The sequence below is a fragment of the Pseudomonas sp. DW-iso17 genome (genome assembly GCF_058725345.1).
In genome coordinates this window covers 224,594-247,724 of the sequence record NZ_JBZXEA010000041.1, presented here as the reverse complement: position 1 = coordinate 247,724, position 23,131 = coordinate 224,594, and the positions used below count along the sequence as shown (strand labels likewise).

Here is a 23,131-nt window from a genome sequence, read left to right as displayed (position 1 = left end):
TTTTCCAGGTCCAGGCCACAAGCGCTGGCGTTAGCTCCTACTGAGCAACCCGCCTCCTGAGCTTTTCCAACACAGAAAGTGGAGAGATCACCTTGGTAGAGTACGTAGTTTCCCTCGATAAGCTCGGCGTCCATGATGTAGAGCATGTGGGGGGCAAGAACGCATCCCTCGGCGAGATGATCAGTAATCTTGCAGGCGCTGGTGTCTCGGTGCCCGGTGGTTTCGCCACCACGGCCCAGGCTTACCGCGACTTCCTAGAGCTGAGCGGCCTCAACGCCCAGATCCACGCCGCGCTGGACGCCCTGGACGTCGATGACGTCAACGCCCTGGCCAAGACCGGCGCCCAGATCCGCCAGTGGATCATGGAAGCCGAGTTCCCCGAGAAGCTCAACGAAGAAATTCGCACCGCCTTCGCCACCCTGTCGGCCGGTAACCCGGACATGGCCGTCGCCGTGCGTTCCTCGGCCACCGCCGAAGACTTGCCGGACGCCTCCTTTGCCGGCCAGCAGGAAACCTTCCTCAACATTCGCGGCGTCGAAAACGTGATCCGCGCGGCCAAGGAAGTGTTTGCCTCCCTCTTTAACGACCGTGCGATCTCCTACCGCGTACACCAGGGTTTCGACCACAAGCTGGTGGCCCTGTCTGCCGGCGTGCAGCGCATGGTGCGTTCGGAAACCGGCACTGCCGGTGTGATGTTCACCCTGGATACCGAATCCGGTTTCCGTGACGTGGTGTTTATCACCGGCGCCTACGGCCTGGGCGAAACCGTCGTACAAGGCGCGGTCAACCCGGACGAATTCTACGTACACAAGGGCACCCTCGAAGCGGGCCGCCCGGCCATCCTGCGCCGTAACCTGGGCAGCAAGGCCATCAAGATGATCTACGGCGACGAGGCCAAGGCCGGTCGCTCGGTCAAAACCGTTGAAGTCGACAAGGCCGAGCGTGCGCGTTTCTGCCTGACCGACGCTGAAGTCAGCGAGTTGGCCAAACAAGCGATGATCATCGAAAAGCACTACAAGTGCCCGATGGACATCGAGTGGGCCAAGGACGGTGACGACGGCAAGCTTTACATCGTGCAGGCTCGCCCGGAAACCGTGAAGAGCCGCACTTCGGCCAACGTCATGGAGCGCTACCTGCTCAAGGAAACGGGCACCGTGCTGGTGGAAGGCCGTGCCATTGGCCAGCGCATTGGCGCAGGCAAGGTGCGGATCATCAAGGACGTGTCCGAGATGGACAAGGTCCAGCCGGGTGACGTACTGGTTTCCGACATGACCGACCCAGACTGGGAACCGGTGATGAAGCGCGCCAGTGCCATTGTTACCAACCGTGGCGGGCGTACCTGCCACGCGGCGATCATTGCCCGTGAGCTGGGGATTCCGGCAGTCGTGGGTTGCGGCAACGCCACCCAACTGCTCAAGGATGGCCAGGGTGTGACCGTGTCCTGCGCCGAAGGCGATACCGGCTTTATCTTCGAAGGTGAGCTGGGCTTCGATATCAAGCAAAACTCCATCGACGCCATGCCCGACCTGCCGTTCAAGATCATGATGAACGTCGGCAACCCGGACCGCGCCTTTGATTTCGCCCAGTTGCCGAACGCCGGCGTGGGCCTGGCCCGCCTGGAATTCATCATCAACCGCATGATCGGCGTGCACCCCAAGGCACTGCTGAACTATGACGGCCTGCCGCTGGACATCAAGGAAAGCGTCGACAAGCGCATCGCCGGCTACAACGACCCGGTAGGTTTCTACGTCGAGAAACTGGTCGAAGGCATCAGCACCCTGGCTGCGGCGTTCTACCCGAAAAAGGTGATCGTGCGCCTGTCGGACTTCAAGTCCAATGAATACGCGAACCTGATCGGCGGCAAGCTCTACGAGCCGGAAGAAGAAAACCCGATGCTGGGTTTCCGCGGCGCCTCGCGTTACATCAGCGAAGCCTTCCGTGACTGCTTCGAGCTTGAATGCCGTGCGCTCAAGCGCGTGCGCAACGAGATGGGCCTGACCAACGTCGAGATCATGGTGCCCTTCGTGCGCACCCTGGGCGAAGCGAGCCAGGTCGTGGACCTGCTGGCAGAAAACGGCCTGACCCGTGGCGAGAACGGCCTGCGCGTGATCATGATGTGCGAATTGCCGTCCAACGCCATCCTGGCTGAAGAGTTCCTGGAGTTCTTCGACGGTTTCTCCATCGGTTCCAACGACCTGACCCAGTTGACCTTGGGCCTGGACCGCGACTCTGGGATCATCGCCCACCTGTTCGACGAGCGTAACCCAGCGGTCAAGAAGCTGCTGGCCAACGCCATCCAGGCCTGTAACAAGGCTGGCAAGTACATCGGTATCTGCGGCCAAGGCCCTTCGGACCACCCGGACCTGGCTAAATGGCTGATGGAGCAGGGGATCGAGAGCGTCTCGCTGAACCCCGATTCCGTGCTGGAAACCTGGTTCTTCCTGGCTGAAGGCCAAGCGTCCGCCTAAGATCGCGTGGTCAAAAGTGCCGGTCACTCGTTGCGGGTGACCGGCATTCTTATCTGTACAGGGCGGGAATCCTTGCGGACGCCGCCCTTTTTTGTGCAAGAGCATTATGCAAAGCAGCAGCCATCTGTTTCCTGTCGCCCTGATCAGCGCTGAACGTCGCGGCGACCTGAGTGAAGACGTATACCGGCTCAAACCCGGTAACAGCCCGGACGGCACCGTCGAGTTGGCGGTTACCCGTTTGGGCCTGGCCGATGTCCCTGAAAACCGGGGCACGCCGATTATTTTGTTGCATGGCAGTTTTTCCAATCGGCGTTTCTGGTATTCGCCCAAAGGTATCGGCCTGGGGGCTTACCTGGCGCGTCGCGGATTTGATGTGTGGATCCCGGAAATGCGCGGCCATGGTTTGTCCAAGCGCAATCACGACTACGCCAGAAACCGTGTCGCCGATTACGCGCGCTACGATTTGCCGGCCGTGGGGGCGTTTGTGTGTGAGCAAAGTGGGCAGATTCCGCACTGGATCGGGCATTCCCTCGGTGCCACTACCCTGGCTGCGGCCTTGGGTGGGCAGCACTTGGATGCATCAGCGGTGGCCTCGGTGGCGTTGTTCGGCTGCCAGGTCAGTCGCACCCACTGGCCGTTGAAAATTCCACCGGTGGAGTGGAGCGGTCGCTTTATCCTCAAGCGCCTTGCCCATCTGTCCGGCCCGCGCTTCAAGCGTGGGCCCGAGGACGAGCCGGCCGGCGTGATGATCGAAGCGATGCGTTGGAACGGCCTGTTCGGCCGGTTTGGCGATGCCGAGCATGACTGGTGGAAAGGCTTGGCGCAGGTCGATGTGCCGCTGTTGGCGGTGAGCGCAGCGGGCGACCGGCAAGACCCGGACTGGGCCTGCCGCAAGCTCTTCGAGCAAGTGGGCAGCGAGCATCGCCAGTACCTGTGCCTGGGGCGTCAGCAGGGTTTCAGCGAGGATTTCGGGCATGTGCAGATGCTGGTCAGCAAAGCCGCACAGGCCCAAGTGTGGCCTTTGGTCGAGCGCTGGGTGAACGACCCGCTGACACCCTTGCTGGGTACGCAGCCCGAAGTGTCCGCAGTGGTTTGACGAAACGCTCTACCAAGGGCGTTTCACTCTTGAATGGTTGCGGCTAAGATATGACGCGCCACGCGCTTCTGGTCATATTCAGTCGCGCAACGTGTATTGCGTTACGCTGAACCGGGTTTGATCATGGCCGCCGCCAACGCCCAGGCATTTAAAGAATGCCTGTCGCGGGGCGTTTTCTTGATGTACACCGTGGATGTTCGACCTCTTCTTTGATGACAGGAGTTTCTCGATGAACCATTACGTGACCCCCGACCTGTGTGACGCCTACCCGGAGCTGGTGCAGGTAGTGGAGCCGATGTTCAGCAACTTCGGTGGCCGAGACTCCTTTGGTGGCGAGATTGTCACCCTCAAATGCTTCGAGGATAACTCCCTGGTCAAGGCGCAGGCTGACCTGCCGGGCGCTGGCAAAGTGCTGGTGGTCGACGGTGGTGGTTCCCTGCGCTGCGCGTTGCTGGGTGACATGATTGCCGAGAAAGCCGCGAAAAATGGTTGGGAAGGGCTGGTGATCTACGGGTGCATCCGTGACGTCGACGTCATCGCTCAGACCGACCTGGGTGTGCAGGCCCTGGCCTCTCATCCGAAAAAAACCGACAAGCGCGGCCTTGGCGACCTGAACGTCCCGGTGACATTCGCAGGCGTGACGTTCCGCCCCGGTGAGTACATTTATGCCGATAACAACGGGGTGATCGTGTCACCCAGCCCGCTGAAAATGCCTGAATAAACTGCCGCAACCGATCGGGGTGAGGATGTTCGAAGAAGAAAACGCGCAATGGGGACTGGTGCATGCCCTGGTGCTGGACGGTAAAGGCGGTGCGCGTTCGATTGCCCGGACTGAGCTCGACGATTTGCAGCTGCAGCCCCAGGAAAGCCTGTGGCTGCACTGGGATCGCAGCCATCCTCAAACCCAGACCTGGCTGCGCAAATCCAGCGGCCTGAGCGAGTTTGCCTGTGACCTGCTGCTGGAGGAAAACACCCGTCCACGGCTGTTGCCGCTGCCGGACGCCGAATTGCTGCTGTTTCTGCGCGGGATCAATCTCAACCCAGGCGCGGAGCCGGAAGACATGGTGTCGGTGCGCATTTTCGCCGCCGCCAACCGAGTGATTTCCCTGCGTTTGCGCCCCTTGCGCGCTACCGATGAGTTGCTGGTGCAACTGGCAGACGGCAAAGGCCCCAAGACGGCGTCTGAACTCATCCTTTATATGGCTCAGTACCTGACCAACAAAGTGCAGGATCTGGTCGCCGGCTTGTCTGAAATCGTCGATTCCGAGGAAGAAAAACTCGATGCCGACGAACGGTATACTCCGGAGCACGGCAGCGTTCTGCAGATCCGTCGAAGAGCCGCCGGACTCAAGCGCTTCCTGGCCCCCCAGCGGGATATTTTCGCCCAGCTGACACGAATCAAATTGGCGTGGTTCTGCGACGACGATGCCGACTATTGGAACGAACTGCACAACAGCCTGACCCGTTACCTGGAAGAGCTGGAATTGGCCAGAGAGCGCGTGGGGCTTGTGCTGGAGGCTGAAGACCGGCGCTTGAGCCTGCGCATGAACCGCACCATGTACCGCTTCGGGATCATCACCGGGATCTTCTTGCCGATGAGTTTTCTTACCGGTTTGCTCGGTATCAATGTGGGCGGCATTCCGTTCTCTGCCAGCCCTTATGGATTCATGATCGCGTGCCTGTTGATGGTGTCTGTGGCACTGGGGCAATGGTGGTTATTTCGACGATTGCGCTGGGTTTGACCTGAATATGACCTGAACGTAAGAAAGGGCCGATGTGACCCGATGAATTTTACCCTCGTCTTTTAAATCACTTGCGAGAGGTCTCTATGCACGATCCGTTCGAACAGTCTTTGCGTGACATGCTCAATGCTTCGCCATCCAACCGTGATGACGATGCCTGCCTGGGCCGCGTACTGAAAACCGCCAACCGTCAGGTAGGGGCGGGTGACCTGTTCGGTCTGCTCGGGCGTTGGTTGCCGGCGTTGATGATGGCCCTGAACAACGGTTCGGCCCATGTGTCACCGGTTTCCCGTCGTAAACCTCTTGCTAGCACTGCTGATAAGGCTGATTGAATATGGAACTTGATCTCTGGACCCAGAGCCTGGTCACCGCGATGACCGCATTGTGGACCAAGGTGGCGAATTTCATTCCCAACCTGTTTGGTGCCCTGGTCCTGGTATTGCTGGGTTTTGTCGTGGCCAAGCTGCTCGATACCCTGCTGTCCAAATTGCTCGCCAAACTGGGGCTCGATCGCCTGATGGCTGGCACTGGCCTGACCAAATTGCTCGGCCGCGCGGGGTTGCAAGTACCGATTTCGACTCTGATCGGCAAGATCGTCTATTGGTTCGTTCTACTTATTTTTCTGGTTTCTGCAGCGCAGTCCCTTGGACTTGAGCGAGTTTCAGCTACGCTCGACATGCTGGCACTGTATTTGCCGAAAGTTTTCGGCGGCGCGCTGGTGCTGCTGGTGGGGGTTCTACTCGCGCAACTGGCCAACGGGCTGGTGCGCGGGGCCGCCGAAGGCGTGGGGTTGGACTACGCAGCGGGCCTGGGACGAATTGCCCAGGGGCTGGTGATCATCATCAGTATTTCCGTCGCGATCAGCCAGCTGGAGGTCAAAACTGACCTGCTCAACCACGTGATTGTGATTGTTTTGATTACCGTTGGTCTGGCAGTTGCGCTGGCCATGGGGTTGGGAAGCCGGGAAATTGCCGGTCAGATTCTTGCGGGAATCTATGTGCGTGAGCTGTATCAAGTTGGGCAACAGGTGCGTGTGGGCGAGGTCGAAGGGCAAATCGAGGAGATCGGCACAGTCAAGACGACCGTGCTGACCGATGACGGGGAACTGGTGTCGCTGTCCAACCGGATTCTCCTGGAGCAGCAGGTCAGTAGCCGCTAATCCGGCAAATCCTGCTAATGTACGCCGCCGCAAACCCGGGTGACCGGGTTGCAGCGGACATTGACCTGACTGTCGGCACGACTTGTTTTGAATAAAGCCCAAACGCTGTCCACGCGCTATGACCCCCGTGAGCTCTCTGATGAGGAGTTGGTCGCGCGCTCGCACACGGAGCTGTTTCACGTAACACGCGCGTACGAAGAATTGATGCGCAGGTATCAACGCACTCTGTTCAACGTTTGTTCAAGGTATTTGGGGAACGATAGAGACGCGGATGATGTCTGTCAGGAAGTGATGCTCAAGGTGCTATACGGCCTGAAGAACTTCGAGGGCAAATCGAAGTTCAAGACCTGGCTGTACAGCATCACCTACAACGAGTGCATCACGCAGTATCGGAAGGAACGGCGAAAGCGTCGCTTGATGGACGCTTTGAGTCTGGACCCCCTTGAGGAGGCGTCTGAAGAGAAGGCGCCGGCACCCGAGGAAAAGGGCGGACTTGATCGCTGGTTGGTGCATGTGAACCCGATTGACCGCGAAATTCTGGTGCTTCGATTTGTCGCAGAGCTGGAATTTCAGGAAATCGCTGACATCATGCATATGGGTTTGAGTGCTACAAAAATGCGGTACAAGCGTGCTCTTGATAAATTACGTGAGAAATTTGCGGGCGAGACTGAAACTTAGTGCGTAGCAAATATCTCTTACGTGTAGGCAAGTTCTGTTAGACTTGTCGCCGAGTTGTCCCCCGGTTTGTGGGACTGCTTTACAATCACCAGATGGGGATTTAACGGATGAAACTGAAAAACACCTTGGGCTTGGCCATTGGTTCTCTTATTGCCGCTACTTCTTTCGGCGTTCTGGCACAAGGCCAAGGCGCAGTTGAAGGCGAGCTGTTCTACAAGAAGCAGTACAACGATAGCGTTAAGCACATCGAAGACGGCTTCAACCCAGGCGCTCGCATTGGTTACTTCCTGACCGACGATCTGTCGTTGAATCTGTCGTACGACAAGACCAACCACACCCGTTCGAACGACGGCACTGGCAACCAGAAGATCAAAGGTGACACTGGCAGCCTCGTTGCTCAGTACCACTTCGGTCAGGCTGGCGTTGATAGCCTGCGTCCATACGTTGAAGGCGGTTTCGGCCACCAGAGCCGTACCAACGTTCAGGCTGACGGCCACAGCGGTCGCGACCAGACCACTTTCGCTACCATCGGTACCGGCGTGAAGTACTACTTCACCAACAACCTGTACGCTCGTGCTGGTGTTGAAGCTGACTACGGTCTGGACAACGGCAAGTGGGACTACTCCGCACTGGTTGGCTTGGGCGTGAACTTCGGCGGTAACGCTGGCGCAGCTGCTCCAGCTCCTACCCCAGCACCAGCTCCAGAGCCAGTTCCAGAGCCAGAAGCTCCGGTTGCTCAGGTTGTTCGTGTTGAGCTGGACGTTAAGTTCGACTTCGACAAGGCCGTTGTTAAGCCTAACAGCTACGGCGACGTTAAAAACCTGGCCGACTTCATGGCTCAGTACCCAGCTACCAACGTAGAAGTTGCTGGTCACACTGACTCCGTAGGTCCAGACGCTTACAACCAGAAGCTGTCCCAGCGTCGTGCTGACGCTGTTAAGCAAGTCCTGGTTAAAGACGGCGTTGCTCCTAGCCGTGTAACTGCTGTTGGTTACGGCGAATCCCGCCCAGTTGCTGACAACGCAACTGAAGCTGGTCGCGCTGTTAACCGTCGCGTAGAAGCGTCGGTTGAAGCTACCGCTCAGTAATTACTGAGTAGTAAAGAAAAGCCCGGCTCAGGCCGGGCTTTTTTTCGCCTGCGATTTGCCTCAGGCGCTTGCCGCAGCGGCGATGCTAGCCATCTGTGCGGCGCCGGCAACCTGGCCAATCACCAGGATGGCCGGGCTCTTCAGCGCAAAGGTTTTTGCCGCTTCATGCATGGCCGCCAAGGAGCTGCGGCATTCGCGTTGCTGGGGCAATGAAGCGTTTTCGATCATTGCCACCGGCATATCCGCAGCCATGCCGCCGTTGAGCAGCTGTTCGCGGATTTCTTCCAGCTTCGCCACACCCATATACACCACCAGCGTGGTTCCACCCTCCGCCAGCGCACGCCAGTTCAAGCTACTGTCATCCTGGGTATGCGCGGTGACCAAGGTCACTCCACGGCTCACCCCGCGCAAGGTCAACGGGATATCGCACTGGGTTGCTCCGGCCAGCCCTGAGGTGATGCCATTGACCAATTCCACCTCGACACCACGCTCGCGCAGCCAGGTTGCCTCCTCGCCACCGCGGCCAAAAATACACGGGTCACCGCCTTTAAGGCGTACTACGCACTTGCCCTGGCGTGCATAACGCAACATCAGGCGGTGAATGAAATCCTGCGGGGTAGAACGACATCCCCCGCGCTTGCCGACGGTAATCACCCGAGCGCTGGTGCAGTGTTCCAGTACTGCCGGGTTGACCAGATCATCAATCAGCACGACGTCCGCTGCCTGCAGGGCCCGGACCGCTTTCAGGGTCAGCAACTCCGGGTCACCCGGACCTGCGCCTACCAGCCACACTTTTGCGCTCATGTTGTTCCCCTTACACACTGATGGCGATTGGCTGCGAGTTGCTGGCCAAAAGACGTTTGATTTCCGGCACGCAGGAGCCACATTGGGTGCCGCAGCCCAGGGCCTGTTTGAGGCCATCCAGGTCCAGGCCGCTGCCGATACCGGCACATACGGCGTTTTCGCTGACGTTCTTGCAGTTGCACACAATCTTGTTGCTGGCCGTGGTACCGCCCGGTGGCGCGCTCAAGGGCGCCAGCAACCAGCGCCGCAGTTGCTCGTCGGCCCGGCCTTCCAGCCACAGGCTTTGCAGCCAGTGACGGGCCAGGGTTTCGCCGGCCAGGCGCAGGGCGGTGATGCGGCCTTTCTCGATCTTCACGCGCTTGCCGATTGAGCGGCGCGGGTCGTCATAGGCCATTACCGGGCCGTCGTTGAGGCCCAGCAGGTGGTCGATACGGGTCAAGAGTTGCAGGTCGGGCGCCTCGGTATGCGCGGCGCGCACCAGCAGCGCGGGGCGTTCACGGCCAGCCAGGCTCAGGCTGACGTAGGCAAAGGTTTCACACAGTGGGCGCAAGGCTTCGAAGTGCTGCTGTACATCGCCTTCGATCAGCGCAAACAGCTGCCACGGCAGTTGCACGGCTTCCAGGCGCACGCCGCTGTGCTTGAGCTCCGGCTGCTTGGACAAAGGGTCGAACGCCGGTTGAGTGAGGGTATTGACGCCGCCCTTGAGAAAGCGGTCGCCCCAGTGCATGGGCAGGAACGCTTGGCCGGGACGCACACTGTCATCGCTGCCGACGGCGACGATCACGCTGCCGCGACGGCTTTTCAGGCTGACCAGGTCACCCTCTTTGAAGCGGTGGCGGCGTAGCTCATCCGGATGCAGGCTCAACAATGCTTCACTGACGTGCCCGAACAACTGCGCTGCCGTGCCGGTGCGGCTCATCCCATGCCATTGATCACGCAGGCGACCGGTGATCAGGGTCAGGGGAAATCGCGCATCGCGCTGTTCCTTGGCGGCGCGATAAGGCTCGGCGACAAACTGCGCCCGCCCAGTGTCAGTGGGGAAAATACCGTCGGTGTACAAGCGCGACGTACCCGCTTGCGCACCCTCGGGAAACGGCCATTGCTGCGGGCCGAGCTGGTCGAGCAGGGCGTGGCTGATGCCGGACATATCCAGGTCACGGCCTTGAGTCAGTGGCTTGAATTCATCAAACAGCTGCGCCGCGTGCTCAAAGGCGAACAGGCTCGGCAACCCCGGCCGTAGACGGCGCTCCAGGCGTTGTGCGAAATCCACGGTGATCGCCCAATCCGCGCGTGCTTCACCCGGTGGGTTGATGGCGCGGCGCACGTGGGAAATACGTCGCTCGGAGTTGGTCACCGTGCCGTCTTTTTCACCCCAACTGGCGGCGGGCAGTAGCAGGTCGGCATAGGCGGCGGTTTCGGTGGTACGAAAGGCTTCCTGCAACACCACGAACGGGCACGCTGCCAAAGCGGCGCGCACCGCGTTCTGGTCGGGCAGCGATTGGGCCGGGTTGGTACAGGCGATCCACAACGCCTTGATCTTCCCCGCCTGCACCTGTTCAAACAGTTCGATGGCGGTAAGGCCGGTGGTCGCGGGCAGTTGTTCCACGCCCCAATAGGCCGCCACTTCAGCGCGGTGTTCAGGGTTGGCCGCTTCGCGGTGGCCCGGCAGCAAATTGGACAGGCTGCCGGTTTCGCGCCCACCCATGGCGTTCGGTTGGCCGGTCAGGGAAAACGGCCCGCAGCCCGGCCGGCCAATGGTCCCCGTGGCTAAATGCAGGTTGATCAGTGCACTGTTTTTGGCGCTGCCGGCGGTGGATTGGTTAAGCCCCATGCACCACAGCGACAGAAAGCTGCTGGAGGTGCCCACCCACTGCGCGCACAGGCGCAACTGTTCGACGCTGATGCCGCATAGCTGCGTGACCATCTGCGGCGTGTAGTCATGCACCAGGCGCTTGAGTTCGGCCAAGCCGCCGGTGTGGGCCTGGATAAACGCGCGGTCGACCCAGTCTTCCCACAGCAACAGATGCAGAATCCCGTGGAACAACGCCACATCCGTTCCTGGCAAGATGGCCAAGTGCAGGTCGGCCAAGTCGCAGGTGTCGGTACGCCGAGGGTCAATCACCAGCACTTTCATCTGCGGGCGTTGCGCCTTGGCTTGCTCCAGGCGCCGGAACAATACCGGATGGGCGTAGGCCATATTGCTGCCGACGATCATCACGCAGTCGCTGTTTTCCAGGTCTTCATAGCTGCACGGCGGCGCATCGGCGCCCAGGCTGCGCTTGTAGCCGACCACTGCCGAAGACATGCACAGCCGGGAGTTACTGTCGATATTATTAGTGCCCACCAACGCCCGCGCCAACTTGTTGAAGCTGTAGTAGTCCTCGGTCAACAGTTGCCCGGAGATATAGAACGCCACGCTGTCGGGCCCGTGTTCGGCAATCGTCTCGGCAAACACGTTGGCCGCGTGTTCCAGGGCGGTGTCCCAGTCGGTGCGAGTGCGTGCCAGTGCTTTGCCCAAGCGTAATTGCGGGTACAGGGCGCGGGCGCTCACGTCGCCGGTCAAGTGCAGGCTGGCACCTTTGCTGCACAACTTGCCGAAGTTGGCCGGATGGCTGGGGTCGCCTTGCACCCCCAAGATCTGTTCGCCGTCATGCTCGATCAGCACGCCGCAGCCCACCCCGCAATAACAGCAGGTGGACGCGGTGGTCTGGCGGTTCATCAACCCGCGTCCCGCAGGGCCAGCATCACCCGGCCGTTTTCGACCCGGGCCTGATGATGGTGAGCGCAGCCGATATCCGGGGCCTGGGCTTGGCCAGTCGCCAGGTCAATCTGCCAGTTGTGCAGCGGGCAGGCCACGCGCTTGCCGTAGATCAAGCCTTGGGACAGCGGCCCGCCCTTGTGCGGGCAGCGGTCGTCGAGGGCAAAGACTTCATCGTCACTGGTGCGAAAAATCGCGATGTCACCTTTGGGCCCGCTGATGATGCGCGAGCCCAGGGCGTTGATTTCATCGAGGGCGCAGATATCCAGCCAGTTCATAGCGAGACCTCCAGTTGTTTGACGGGGATCACGTCGAATTCCTTTTTCAGCAGCGGCTGCTCCAGGCGTTCCTTCCACGGGTCCTGCTCGAATGACAACGAGAACTGCAAACGCTCATTGAGGGCTTGGCGGCGCGCCGGGTCTTCCAATACGGCCTTCTTGATATGCTCCATGCCCACTCGCTGCAGGTAGTGCACGGTGCGCTCCAGGTAGAAGGCTTCTTCGCGGTACAACTGCAGGAACGCGCCGTTGTATTCACGCACTTCCTCGGCGGTTTTCACCTTGACGAAGAACTCCGCGACTTCGGTCTTGATCCCGCCGTTGCCGCCGATGTACATCTCCCAGCCCGAGTCGACACCGATAATGCCTACGTCCTTGATGCCCGCTTCCGAGCAATTGCGTGGGCAACCGGACACCGCCAACTTGACCTTGTGGGGCGACCACATGTTGAACAGGTCATGCTCCAGCTCGATGCCCAGTTGTGTGGAGTTCTGCGTACCAAACCGGCAGAACTCGCTGCCCACACAGGTTTTGACGGTACGGATGGATTTGCCATAGGCATGCCCGGACGGCATATCCAGGTCCTTCCATACCCCAGGCAAGTCCTGCTTCTTGATACCGAGCAAGTCGATACGCTGGCCGCCGGTGACCTTGACCATCGGCACGTTGTACTTGTCGGCCACATCGGCGATGCGGCGCAGCTCCGAAGGGTTGGTCACGCCGCCCCACATCCGTGGCACCACAGAATAGGTGCCGTCTTTTTGAATATTGGCGTGGGCCCGTTCGTTGATCAGCCGCGATTGCGGGTCGTCCTTGGCTTCGCCGGGCCAGGTGGAGATCAGGTAATAGTTGAGCGCCGGGCGGCAGGTGGCGCAGCCATTGGGGGTGCGCCAGTTCAGGTAACGCATGGTGCTGTCGATGGTCAGCAGGTGCTGCTCGCGGATGGCCTGGCGGATCTGCCCGTGGTTGAGGTCGCTGCAGCCACAGATGGCTTTTTCACTTTTGGGTTTGACGTCGGCGGCGCCGCCCACGGTGTTGATCAGGATCTGCTCGACCAGCCCGGCACAGGAGCCGCAGGAACTGGCGGCCTTGGTGTGTTTTTTCACCTCATCGACACTGAACAGCCCTTGTTCCTGGATCGCCTTGACGATGGTGCCCTTACACACGCCGTTGCAGCCGCAGACTTCGGCGCTGTCGGCCATGCTCATGGCTTTGTCCTGGCCTTGGTGGCCGACATCGCCGAGTGCATTTTCACCGAACATCAGGTGATCGCGGATTTCACCGATGGCGTGGTTCTCACGGATCTGGCGGAAATACCAGCCGCCATCGGCGGTATCGCCGTACAGGCAGGCGCCGACCAGGATGTCGTCCTTGATCACCAGCTTCTTGTACACGCCGCCAATCGGGTCGGAGAGCGTGATGGTTTCGGTGCCTTCGCCGCCCATGAAGTCGCCGGCGGAGAACAGGTCGATGCCGGTGACTTTCAGCTTGGTGGAGGTCACCGAGCCCTTGTAAGTGGCAAAGCCCAATTGGGCCAGGTGGTTGGCGCAGACCTTGGCCTGTTCGAACAAGGGTGCCACCAGGCCATAGGCGATGCCGCGATGGCTGGCGCATTCACCGATCGCATAGATACGCGGGTCGTAGGTTTGCATCGTGTCGTTGACCAGGATCCCACGGTTGCAAGGGATGCCGGACTTTTCCGCGAGTTCGGTATTGGGGCGGATGCCGGCAGCCATCACCACCAGGTCGGCCGGGATGATGTCGCCATTTTTGAACTGCACCGAGCCGACGCGGCCATTGCCGGCATCGTGCAGGGCCTGGGTCTGCTCGCACAGGCGAAACACCAGGCCGCGACTTTCCAGTTCGGTTTGCAGTAGCTGGCCGCTGGTCTTGTCCAGTTGCCGCTCCAGCAGCCATTCACCGATGTGCACCACCGTCACGTGCATGCCGCGCAGCATCAAGCCGTTGGCCGCTTCCAGGCCGAGCAGGCCGCCGCCGATCACCACCGCATGCTTGTGGGTCTTGGCGGTGTCGATCATCGCCTGTGTATCGGCAATGTCACGGTAGCCAATCACACCCTGCAACGTGTTGCCGGGAATCGGCAGGATAAACGGCGTGGACCCGGTGGCGATCAGCAGGCGGTCATATTCGGCCTCGGTGCCGTCTTCGGCGATGACTTTGCGCTTGACCCGGTCGATCTGCACCACTTTGCGGTTGAGCAGCAGTTTGACGTTATTGTTCAGGTACCAATCCAGGTCGTTGAGCACGATCTCTTCGAAGGTTTGCTCACCGGCCAGTACCGGCGACAGCAGGATGCGGTTGTAGTTGGTGTGAGGCTCGGCGCCGAACACGGTGATGTCGTACAGCTCGTTGCTCAGCTTGAGCAGTTCTTCCAGGGTGCGAACCCCGGCCATACCGTTGCCGATCATCACCAGTTTGAGTTTTTTCATGTCGTTCTCCGCAATGGCTCGACAAATCGTGCGCAAACAAAAAAGGCATCCCCGCTAGTCAGCTAGCGAGGACGCCTTTGTCCTGGTCCCGTTCTCTCGGGAAGCTCGGCCCTTCGTCGTTGAAGGAGCGGCTATATGTGGGGTGTTGGCAAAGCTAATGCAGCAGCTGTGCCAAGTCCCTATAGCCCCAGCTTTACTGGGCGTTTACACAGAGAGTCGGCGGATTCTGCCCGTTAGTGGTGCATCAACCAGTACAACAGCACCAGATTGAGCAAAAGCGAGGCCATCGCCAGGGTCTGCCAGACTTTCAAGGGTTCGCGTTCGAGCAAAGGCCGTGGGCGTAGGCTCAATTCGCGGCGGTCGGCCTGCTCCAGCACCAACAGCCATTCTTCGGCGGTTTCATAGCGTTGGCCCGGGACAGCGAACAGCGCTCGTTCCAGACTGTGCGGCAACCACTCCGGCAAGTCGGGGCGATAACGGCTGGCGCTGACGGGTTGGGAAAACCTGGGCCGTTGGAAGGCCTCGATTTCACCGTAGGGGTAATGCCCGGTCAGCAGGTAATACAAGGTCACGCCGACGCTATATAAGTCCTGTTGTACCGTAGGCTGCTCGCCAGCGAACGCCTCGGGTGCGATAAAACTTGGGGTACCAGGCAGCAGGTGGGCACGGTCCTCGGAGAGCCCGGGGCAATAGGCCAGGCCGAAGTCCAGCACTCGCAGTTCGCCATCTTCTCCCAGCAGCAGGTTTTCCGGCTTGATGTCGCGGTGCAGGATCTGCCGGCGATGCAGCAGGCCCACGGCGCGCAGCAAGCGTTCTGCAATCGACTGCCATTGTGCCAACGGAAGAGGGCCCTGTTGTTGGAACAGTTGGGCCAGGGTTTGCCCGGCGTATTCGCGCATCACGTAGTACAAATGCTGACGGCCACTGGCGGCATGCACTTCGGGAAAGGCACGGCCGGCGACCCGGCGCAGAAACCATTCCTCCGATAACAAGGCCTGGGCCGCATCGGTATCGTCGCAACGCAACGGCAAGGTCTTGAGCAGCCAGGGGTGCCCCTGGGCGTCGTGCACGCGGTACAGCAACGACTGCCGACTCTGCGCCAGCACGCTTTGCACCTGCCAGCCTTCAAAGGTTTGCCCGACTTTCAGCGGTGGCGGCAGTGGCCATTGCTGCAACTGCACCAGGGCGTCGCCGAGGGTGGCCGCGCCGAGTTGATCGATGCGCACCAGCAAGGCGCTGGCATTGTCTTGGCTACCCGCCAGGTGGGCGGCGCTGACCAGCGTGTTGACGGCCAGGTCGAGGTCGCTTTGCTCGCGCAGGATCGCGCCGATGCTGTGATCGCCCAGCGTGGCCCACACCCCGTCGCTGAGCAGCAGGAAACACTCGCCCTCGCGCAATGGACCATCGAGGAAGTCCAGCACCAGGTGCTGATCCAGGCCGAGGGCGCGCTTGAGTACATGCTGCATGCCCGGCTGTTCCCACACATGGTCTTCGCTGATGCGTTGCAACTCGCCGTCAAGCCAACGATACGCCCGGCAATCACCGACATGGGCCAGGGTGAAGCGTTGGCCGCGAAACACCAGGGCGCTGAGGGTGGTGAGCAACGGTTGGCCGCCGCCGTTGGCTTGCAACCAGCGATTCTGCGCGACCAACAGACGTTCGAGCGACTGGGCCACGCCCCAAGTCTGCGGCGTGGCGTAGTAGTCCACGGCCAGCGCCTGCAAGGTCGAGCGTGCGGCCAGGCCGCCGTCGGCGCACTGGCTGACGCCGTCGGCCAGCGCGCACAGGTAGCCTTTGCTCGCGGCCAGTTCCGCCATGGGCGTGACCACCCGCAGCGCATCCTGGTTCTCGCTGCGCGGGCCGATGGCACTGGCCTGGGCGACGCTCAGTTGTAGGCTCATCAGACGCGGGCGGCGGTCACGGCGGCCGAACCCCAGGTGGTTCTCCAGCGCCGTTTCACCCCATGCAGGCCGAACCAGGCCAGCACACCGAGGCTGGCGAACAACCACAGGGCCAGTTGATAGCTGCCAGTACTCTGCTTGATGGCGCCCATGCCCGCCGCAAGGGCGAAGCCACCGATGCCGCCGGCCATGCCGATCAGGCCGGTCATGACGCCGATCTCACTGCGAAAACGCTGCGGCACCAGTTGGAATACCGCCCCATTGCCAGCGCCCAGACCGAGCATGGTGCAGACGAAAAGCGCCAGCGCGGCGTAGGAACTGGGCAAGTTGAACCCCACTGCCGCAATGCAGATCACCGCCACGCTGTACATGCCGAGCAGGGTCTTGATCCCGCCGAACCGGTCTGCCAGGGCGCCACCCAATGGGCGCATCAGGCTGCCACCGAACACACAGGCGGCGGTGTAATAGCCGGCGGTCACCGGGCTCAGGCCGTACTGGTCGTTGAAGTAGCCGGGCAGGGCGCTGGCCAGGCCGATAAACCCGCCGAAGGTCACGCTGTAGAAGAACATGAACCACCAACTGTCGCGGTCGCCCAAGGCCTTGAAGTAGTCGGCCATGGCTTTGGCTTTCGGCCGTTCAGGCGCATTGCGCGCAAGCCAGGCGAATACGATCAGGGTCAGCACCAGTGGGATCAGCGCAAAGCCGAATACATTGCTCCAACCAAAGGCGGCCGCCAGCACGGGCGCCAGCAACGCCGCAAACACGGTGCCGGAGTTACCGGCGCCGGCGATGCCCATGGCCTTGCCCTGGTGCTCCGCCGGATACCACTGTGATGCCAAGGGCAGGGCGACGGCGAAGGACGCACCGGCCATGCCCAGGAACATGCCCAGCAGCAGCGCTTGTTCGTAGCTGTGGATCCCCAGTTTCCAGGCGCAGAACAGCGCCACGATCACAATCACTTGGCCAATCAGCCCGGCGGTCTTGGGCGACAGCTTGTCGGCCAGCATTCCCATCAAAAAGCGCAGCACCGCGCCCGCCAGGATCGGGGTGGCCACCACCAGGCCGCGCTGTTGGGTGGTCAGGTGCAAGTCAGCGGCAATCTGCACCGCCAGGGGGCCCAGCAGGTACCAGACCATGAAGCTCAGGTCGAAATACAGGAACGCGGCAAACAGGGTCGGGGTGTGCCCGGATTTCCAGAAGCTTGATTTCATCACGCACCTCAACGGTTGGGGGTCTAGAAACGAAAAAACGCCGCCACCGGGTTCGCAAGCGCAAACCGGGTGGGCGACGTCTTTGTCGTGAGGGGGCAACCGCCGTTGGCTACCTGTGGTGAATGCTTAGCAAATCCTGCGCCAACCCGAATTATTCACACCTGTCGCTTGGACCTCTGGCGCTTTGCGTCATCAGCGGCGCATGGCGGGACGCGGAGCGTCCCTGGCGGCGTTCCCACGCAGGAGCGTGGGAACCATCAAGCTGAGCCAGATCAGCCGAGCAACTCGCTCATGGCAATAATCTGCTCCGCCACCTGGATCAGTTTCTGTTGACGGCTCATGGCCTGGCGGCGCATCAGGGTGTAGGCCTCTTCCTCGTTACAGCTTTTCATTTTCATCAGCAGGCCCTTGGCCAACTCGATGCGCTTGCGTTCGGCCAGTTGCTGGTCGCGGGCATGCAGCTGGGCGCGCAGGGCCTGGTCACTCTCGAAGCGCGCCATGGCCACATCGAGGATCGGTTGCAGGCGCTGGGCCTGGATGCCTTCGACGATATAGGCACTGACGCCGGACTTGATGGCCTGGCGCATCACATTCGGGTCGTGCTCGTCGGTGAACATCACGATGGGCCGGGGCTGATCGCGGCTGACCAGCACCACTTGCTCCATCACATCGCGCCCGGGTGACTCGGTATCGATCAGGATCACATCAGGACGCACTGTTTCGACGCGTGCGGGCAGGTCGATGGTCAAGCCGGACTCATCGATCACCTCGAAGCCGGCCTCGGTCAATGCGGCCTTGAGGCGCCCTACCTTGCGCGGGGTGTCGTTGATCAACAGGATTCGCAGCATCGTCCGGCTCCTGTCAGCGCAGCGCTTGGCGATTGGCGTCATCGGCCAAGGCGTGAAGGTGGAAGCTGCGGGCATAGCCGGCGGGATCGCTGCCGTCCCAGGTCTTGCCGTCGAGCAACTGGCTGCGGCGCATGTCCGAGTTGCCCGGGGTAATGCCCAGCGTCTCGGCCGCCTGGCGGTACAGCGCCAGTTGCTGCACCTGCCGGGCGACGCCCAGGTAGTCCGGGTCTTCACGCAGCAAGCCCCAGCGCCGAAACTGGGTCATGAACCACATGCCATCGCTGAGGTAGGGCAGGTTCACCTCGCCGTCGGCGAAAAAGCGCAGTGCATGGGGATCTTGCCACTGGTTGCCCAGGCCATCGTCATAGTCCCCCAGCAAGCGTGGTTCGATGCAAGCCACAGGCGCATCGAGGTATTCAGGGGCACTGAGCAACTGGGCGGTAGAGCGGCGGTTTTCACGGCTCTGCTCGATAAACCGGCTGGCCTCCAGGATCGCCATGACCAGCACGCGTGCGGTATTGGGGTAGGCGTCAACGAAGGCTTGGGTGCAGCCCAGGACTTTTTCCGGGTGGTCCGGCCAGATCGCCTGGCTGGTCGCCAGGGTAAAGCCCTGGTTCTGTTGCACTGCGCTGGCGCACCAAGGTTCACCCACGCAAAGGCCGTCGATGCGGCCGGCTTGCAGGTGCGCCACCATTTGTGGCGGCGGCACTACTACGCTGTTCACATCCTGCAAGGGATGAATGCCTTGGCTCGCCAGCCAGTAATACAACCACATGGCGTGGGTGCCGGTGGGAAACGTCTGGGCGAAGGTGAGTTTTGTCCGGCTTTGGTGCACATGGCGCTTCAACGCCTCAGGAGTGATCATCCCTTGCTGTTGCAGGCCATGGGACAGGTTGATGCCCTGACCATTCTGGTTCAGCCCCATCAGCACCGCCATGGGGCTGGGGGCGACGCCGCCGATGCCCAGGTGTACGGCATAGATCAGCCCGTAGAGACTGTGGGCGGCGTCCAATTCACCGCTGACCAGCTTGTCGCGCAGGTTGGCCCAGGACGCCTGGCGCTTGAGGTTGAGTGTGAGGCCGTAGGGTTGGGCGAAGCCCTGGGTGGCGGCGACCACCAGCGAGGCGCAATCGGTCAGGGCCATGAACCCCAGGTCCAGGCTGCTCTTTTCCGGGGCATCGCTGCCGTTTACCCAAGCCAGCGGATCGTTCATCAATACCTGCCTTTTTCTAAAAAAAAGCGCCGTTTCCCTGGTTGGCGTATAGGCCATTGCAGGGGAACGACGCCTTTGTCCGTAGGCCCGTGCCGCCTTTGGTGCGAGCCTGATACAGAGTGCAAAGCAAGGCACATGCCATGGGTGGGGCGGTTGCAACAGGCCGTCAGCTTTCGATCATGATTGAACCTCGTGCGCCTCGCAGTATGGCCGCTTCTTCAGGCCAGACCGCCAGGCATACCCACGGTGCACGCTGATTACCTCGCAACCCTCAATTGCCGCTGGCTGTACAGCGCGCTGCTGTGCGCCGTGCTGGTACTGGGCAGTGCCACGGCCCGTGGCGAGGAGTTGCCGCTCTACGGCGCCGAAGACGAGAGAAGCTCGGCGGTGGTGCTGCGGCATATTTCCGTCAATAGGCTGCGCGGCATCATGCGGCGTGCGGGGCTGGATGAGCCGCGCTACCCCCTGCGTGAAAACGGCGCGCGTACGTTCTATGTAACCGGGCCTTCCCGTTATGTCGACCAGGTATTGCGCCTCGCTCAACTGATGGACCGCCCCCCACGCAAGGTGCCAGAGCATGCGTCGTTATTCGGCGTGGTGAAAGTGATCAACGTCCTCGTGGACGATCACCTGCAGGGCGCAGGTGCCAACAGGATCCTTGTACCGGGCATGGCTTCAATGATCAAAGCTCGGTTATCCCAGGCGCAGAAGGACCAACTGGCCGATGGCCGCCTTGTGTTAATGGCTTATCCGGATACCAACAGTCTGTTGATCAAGGGTTCACCTGCCCAAGTGAAGGTTATCGAAAAACGGGTGGCCGAGTTGGATGTCGCCCAGCCGCTGGATGAAGCCTCGCCGGGGCCGGCGCAGGCTGTCGGTGGAGACGTGCAACTGGTCGGCGCACCTCAGTTGACCGCCGCGCAATATGAGTACGTGCGACGTGCGTTCCTGCGAGCGGACCCTGAGTCTTCCCCCTGAAAAAGGCGTTTGTCCATGCACCTGGAAATATTGCTGCAGGAGCAACTGATCAGCCGCAAGCGTTTGGCCGCATTCGCACCGGGGAAGGTGCTGCCCTTGGACCCAGGCGTCACCCGCTGTGTGGAGGTGCGGGTCAATGGGCAACTGATGGCAGTGGGAGAGTTGGTGCAGTTGGAGGATCGGCTAGGGGTTGAATTGCAGGAAACCTTTCAGGAGTGGCTGCCGCGATAAGGGTGCGAGCGAATTATCTGACCGGCTTCGGCCCAAAAAAGGCAAATGAATGGGTTTTTTCCTAACGCAGGTACGGGGCGCGGTTTTTATAGTCATGCCAATGGCAGATGAATTGGTTCACACAGTATGGATTTGAATGTCAGTAGTCGACTACAGAGGTGCGTATGGCCGTCGTAATGGATGAAACGACGACGTCCCTGGTCTTCGCTCGTTGGACCTTGCATGGCGATGGCCGGTTGACGGGTGTGGAGGCGGATATTCAGTTGGCTCCCAAGGAGGGGCATGTGCTGCGGTTGCTGCTGGCTTCCGGCGGCGCGCTGATGACCAAGGACCGCTTGCTGGAACTGGCCTGGCCTCGGGGGGAAGTGGCCGATGAGTCACTCACGCGGTGTATCTATTCCCTGCGCAAGCACTTGAGGGCCGACAAAGGCTTTATCAAGACGATTTATGGCAAGGGCTATCGCTTTACCTGCCCGGTGCGCACAGGTGATCAACCCAGGGCAGTGGCGCACGTGTGCGCCGTCTGTGGTCAGGCCAGCAATGTCCAGAGTTAAGGCATGGGGCAAAGGCCTGGTGCTCGGGGTATGGATGGGCAGCAGCCAGGCCTGGGCCTTTTGCTGGGAAGAGGCGGCCAGCCGCCACGACCTTGAGCCGGAGTTGCTGCAAGCTATCGCCTCGGTCGAATCGGGTTACCGGGCGCAAGCGATGAACTACACCAACCGCAATGGCACGCGGGATATCGGCTTGATGCAAATCAACAGCATCCATTTGCCGCGCTTGCTCAAGCAGGGCATTACCGAAGAACGGCTGTTGAGCGAGCCCTGCCTGTCGGTAGAAGTAGGCGCCTCGATTCTTGCCGAGTTCATCCAGCGTTTTGGCTATAACTGGACGGCGGTGGGGGCTTACAACGTGGGGCCGGGGCCCGGGCCACAGCGTGAGGCATTACGCCTGCGCTACGCCGAAAGGATCTGGGTGCGTTATGAGGCGTTGACGGCGCAACGTCAATGAGATCAGGTGGCACGCCTCGCATGCAGGCCGCCACCCCGGCTATAATCAGCGTCACCTTTTGCCGCCATCCGAGTCTAGCCCGCCCATGTATACCCTGGCCCGCCAGCTGTTGTTCAAACTCTCCCCGGAAACCTCCCACGATCTGTCCCTGGACCTGATCGGTGCCGGTGGCCGTCTGGGGCTCAATGGCCTGGTATGCAAGGCACCGGCGAAAGTGCCGGTGTCGGTGATGGGGCTCGACTTCCCCAACCCGGTCGGTCTGGCTGCCGGCCTGGACAAGAACGGCGCGGCCATCGACGGGTTTGCGCAACTGGGGTTCGGCTTTGTCGAAATCGGCACCGTGACCCCACGGCCGCAACCGGGCAACCCCAAGCCTCGCATCTTCCGGCTGCCGGAAGCGGAGGCGATCATCAATCGTATGGGCTTCAACAACCTCGGCGTCGACCATCTGCTGTCGCGGGTTCAGGCGGCAAAGTACACCGGCATTCTGGGTATCAACATTGGCAAGAACTTTGACACGCCCGTGGAACGTGCGGTGGATGACTACCTGATATGCCTGGACAAGGTCTACGCCCACGCCAGCTATGTCACCGTCAACGTCAGCTCGCCCAACACCCCGGGGCTGCGCAGCCTGCAATTTGGCGATTCCCTCAAGCAACTGCTCGAAGCCTTGCGCCAGCGCCAGGAAGACCTGGCCGTGCGGCATGGCAAGCGTGTGCCGCTGGCCATCAAGATCGCGCCGGACATGAGCGATGAAGAAACCGTCCTGGTGGCCCAGGCCCTGGTGGATTCTGGGATGGACGCGGTGATTGCGACCAACACCACCCTCAGCCGCGTGGGCGTCGAAGGCCTGGCCCATGGTGACGAGGCCGGCGGCCTGTCGGGCGCGCCGGTGCGGGACAAGAGCACCCATATCGTCAAGGTGCTGGCGGCCGAGTTGGCTGGGCGTTTGCCGATCATCGCGGTGGGCGGTATCACCGAAGGCAAACACGCGGCTGAGAAGATCGCGGCCGGCGCCAGCCTGGTGCAGTTGTACTCCGGCTTCATCTACAAAGGCCCGGCATTGATTCGCCAGTCGGTGGATGCCATCGCTGCCTTGCGCTGATCAGGCAATAAAAAGGGCTCCATAAAGGAGCCCCTGGGCCGAAGCCCGCCGCCCGGATGGGGCGCGCGTGGTTAAGTCGCTACAAGTTCAAAGATGTGTGTGTCGCAATTAAATC

At 60.9% G+C, this 23,131-nt stretch carries 21 protein-coding genes; 13 read left to right on the top strand and 8 right to left on the bottom strand.

Annotated elements, in window-relative coordinates:
• Window positions 1–92 precede the first annotated feature (92 nt).
• The 8 genes from ppsA to AC4PS6_RS22015 all read left to right on the top strand — a co-directional run bounded on the left by ppsA (window position 93) and on the right by AC4PS6_RS22015 (window position 8,231).
• A complete protein-coding gene (gene ppsA, locus AC4PS6_RS22050; protein WP_003193296.1) occupies window positions 93–2,468 on the top strand; it encodes a phosphoenolpyruvate synthase in 2,376 nt (791 codons plus the stop codon).
• A 106-nt stretch (window positions 2,469–2,574) separates the two neighbouring features.
• Window positions 2,575–3,564: an alpha/beta fold hydrolase gene (locus AC4PS6_RS22045; RefSeq protein ID WP_336826931.1), complete on the top strand. Its 990-nt coding sequence runs from the start codon at window positions 2,575–2,577 to the stop codon at window positions 3,562–3,564.
• Between the two features lie 229 nt (window positions 3,565–3,793).
• Window positions 3,794–4,285, top strand: coding sequence for a ribonuclease E activity regulator RraA (gene rraA, locus AC4PS6_RS22040; RefSeq protein WP_014719488.1), 492 nt, complete (start codon window positions 3,794–3,796; stop codon window positions 4,283–4,285).
• A gap of 25 nt (window positions 4,286–4,310) precedes the next feature.
• The gene (locus tag AC4PS6_RS22035) at window positions 4,311–5,306 is read left to right on the top strand and encodes a zinc transporter ZntB (RefSeq protein WP_014719487.1); all 996 of its coding nucleotides are present in this window, start codon (window positions 4,311–4,313) and stop codon (window positions 5,304–5,306) included.
• Between the two features lie 86 nt (window positions 5,307–5,392).
• Entirely contained in the window at window positions 5,393–5,638 is a 246-nt protein-coding gene (locus AC4PS6_RS22030) for a hypothetical protein (RefSeq protein WP_014719486.1), read from the top strand.
• Window positions 5,639–5,640: 2 nt separating this feature from the next.
• A complete protein-coding gene (locus AC4PS6_RS22025) occupies window positions 5,641–6,465 on the top strand; it encodes a mechanosensitive ion channel family protein (RefSeq protein ID WP_003193288.1) in 825 nt (274 codons plus the stop codon).
• 87 nt (window positions 6,466–6,552) lie between these two features.
• Entirely contained in the window at window positions 6,553–7,143 is a 591-nt protein-coding gene (gene sigX, locus AC4PS6_RS22020) for an RNA polymerase sigma factor SigX (protein WP_003193286.1), read from the top strand.
• A gap of 107 nt (window positions 7,144–7,250) precedes the next feature.
• A complete protein-coding gene (locus tag AC4PS6_RS22015; protein ID WP_019820540.1) occupies window positions 7,251–8,231 on the top strand; it encodes an OmpA family protein in 981 nt (326 codons plus the stop codon).
• Window positions 8,232–8,291: 60 nt separating this feature from the next.
• On the opposite strand, the gene cobA is transcribed toward AC4PS6_RS22015, so the two are convergent.
• The 8 genes from cobA to AC4PS6_RS21975 form a co-directional block, all read right to left on the bottom strand.
• Entirely contained in the window at window positions 8,292–9,035 is a 744-nt protein-coding gene (cobA, locus tag AC4PS6_RS22010; protein ID WP_019820539.1) for a uroporphyrinogen-III C-methyltransferase, read from the bottom strand.
• A 10-nt stretch (window positions 9,036–9,045) separates the two neighbouring features.
• Window positions 9,046–11,754, bottom strand: coding sequence for a nitrate reductase (locus tag AC4PS6_RS22005; RefSeq protein ID WP_336826932.1), 2,709 nt, complete (start codon window positions 11,752–11,754; stop codon window positions 9,046–9,048).
• Complete coding sequence (gene nirD, locus AC4PS6_RS22000; RefSeq protein ID WP_014719483.1) at window positions 11,754–12,071, bottom strand: nitrite reductase small subunit NirD; 318 nt, start codon at window positions 12,069–12,071, stop codon at window positions 11,754–11,756. The genes AC4PS6_RS22005 and nirD overlap by 1 nt, the downstream gene beginning before the upstream one ends.
• Complete coding sequence (gene nirB, locus AC4PS6_RS21995) at window positions 12,068–14,521, bottom strand: nitrite reductase large subunit NirB (protein ID WP_020302634.1); 2,454 nt, start codon at window positions 14,519–14,521, stop codon at window positions 12,068–12,070. Before nirB ends, nirD begins: the two co-directional genes overlap by 4 nt.
• A 233-nt stretch (window positions 14,522–14,754) precedes the next feature.
• Window positions 14,755–16,422, bottom strand: a complete 1,668-nt coding sequence (locus AC4PS6_RS21990) for a bifunctional protein-serine/threonine kinase/phosphatase (RefSeq protein WP_282374401.1) — start codon at window positions 16,420–16,422, stop codon at window positions 14,755–14,757.
• Window positions 16,422–17,633, bottom strand: coding sequence for a nitrate/nitrite transporter (locus tag AC4PS6_RS21985; protein WP_014719480.1), 1,212 nt, complete (start codon window positions 17,631–17,633; stop codon window positions 16,422–16,424). Before AC4PS6_RS21985 ends, AC4PS6_RS21990 begins: the two co-directional genes overlap by 1 nt.
• A gap of 272 nt (window positions 17,634–17,905) precedes the next feature.
• Entirely contained in the window at window positions 17,906–18,481 is a 576-nt protein-coding gene (locus tag AC4PS6_RS21980) for an ANTAR domain-containing response regulator (protein WP_003193274.1), read from the bottom strand.
• Between the two features lie 13 nt (window positions 18,482–18,494).
• Complete coding sequence (locus AC4PS6_RS21975) at window positions 18,495–19,694, bottom strand: CmpA/NrtA family ABC transporter substrate-binding protein (protein WP_014719479.1); 1,200 nt, start codon at window positions 19,692–19,694, stop codon at window positions 18,495–18,497.
• A gap of 246 nt (window positions 19,695–19,940) precedes the next feature.
• Between AC4PS6_RS21975 and AC4PS6_RS21970 the strand changes: the two genes are divergently transcribed.
• From AC4PS6_RS21970 to AC4PS6_RS21950, 5 genes are all read left to right on the top strand, one after another.
• Window positions 19,941–20,672 carry a secretin N-terminal domain-containing protein gene (locus tag AC4PS6_RS21970; RefSeq protein WP_032903098.1) on the top strand — a complete coding sequence of 244 codons (732 nt, stop codon included), beginning with the start codon at window positions 19,941–19,943 and terminating at the stop codon, window positions 20,670–20,672.
• Between the two features lie 15 nt (window positions 20,673–20,687).
• Entirely contained in the window at window positions 20,688–20,903 is a 216-nt protein-coding gene (locus AC4PS6_RS21965) for a FliM/FliN family flagellar motor switch protein (RefSeq protein WP_003193267.1), read from the top strand.
• Window positions 20,904–21,067: 164 nt separating this feature from the next.
• Entirely contained in the window at window positions 21,068–21,457 is a 390-nt protein-coding gene (locus AC4PS6_RS21960; protein WP_014719476.1) for a winged helix-turn-helix domain-containing protein, read from the top strand.
• Window positions 21,444–21,911 carry a transglycosylase SLT domain-containing protein gene (locus AC4PS6_RS21955; protein ID WP_032903099.1) on the top strand — a complete coding sequence of 156 codons (468 nt, stop codon included), beginning with the start codon at window positions 21,444–21,446 and terminating at the stop codon, window positions 21,909–21,911. The genes AC4PS6_RS21960 and AC4PS6_RS21955 overlap by 14 nt, the downstream gene beginning before the upstream one ends.
• An 85-nt stretch (window positions 21,912–21,996) precedes the next feature.
• Window positions 21,997–23,016: a quinone-dependent dihydroorotate dehydrogenase gene (locus AC4PS6_RS21950; RefSeq protein WP_014719474.1), complete on the top strand. Its 1,020-nt coding sequence runs from the start codon at window positions 21,997–21,999 to the stop codon at window positions 23,014–23,016.
• Window positions 23,017–23,131 lie beyond the last annotated feature (115 nt).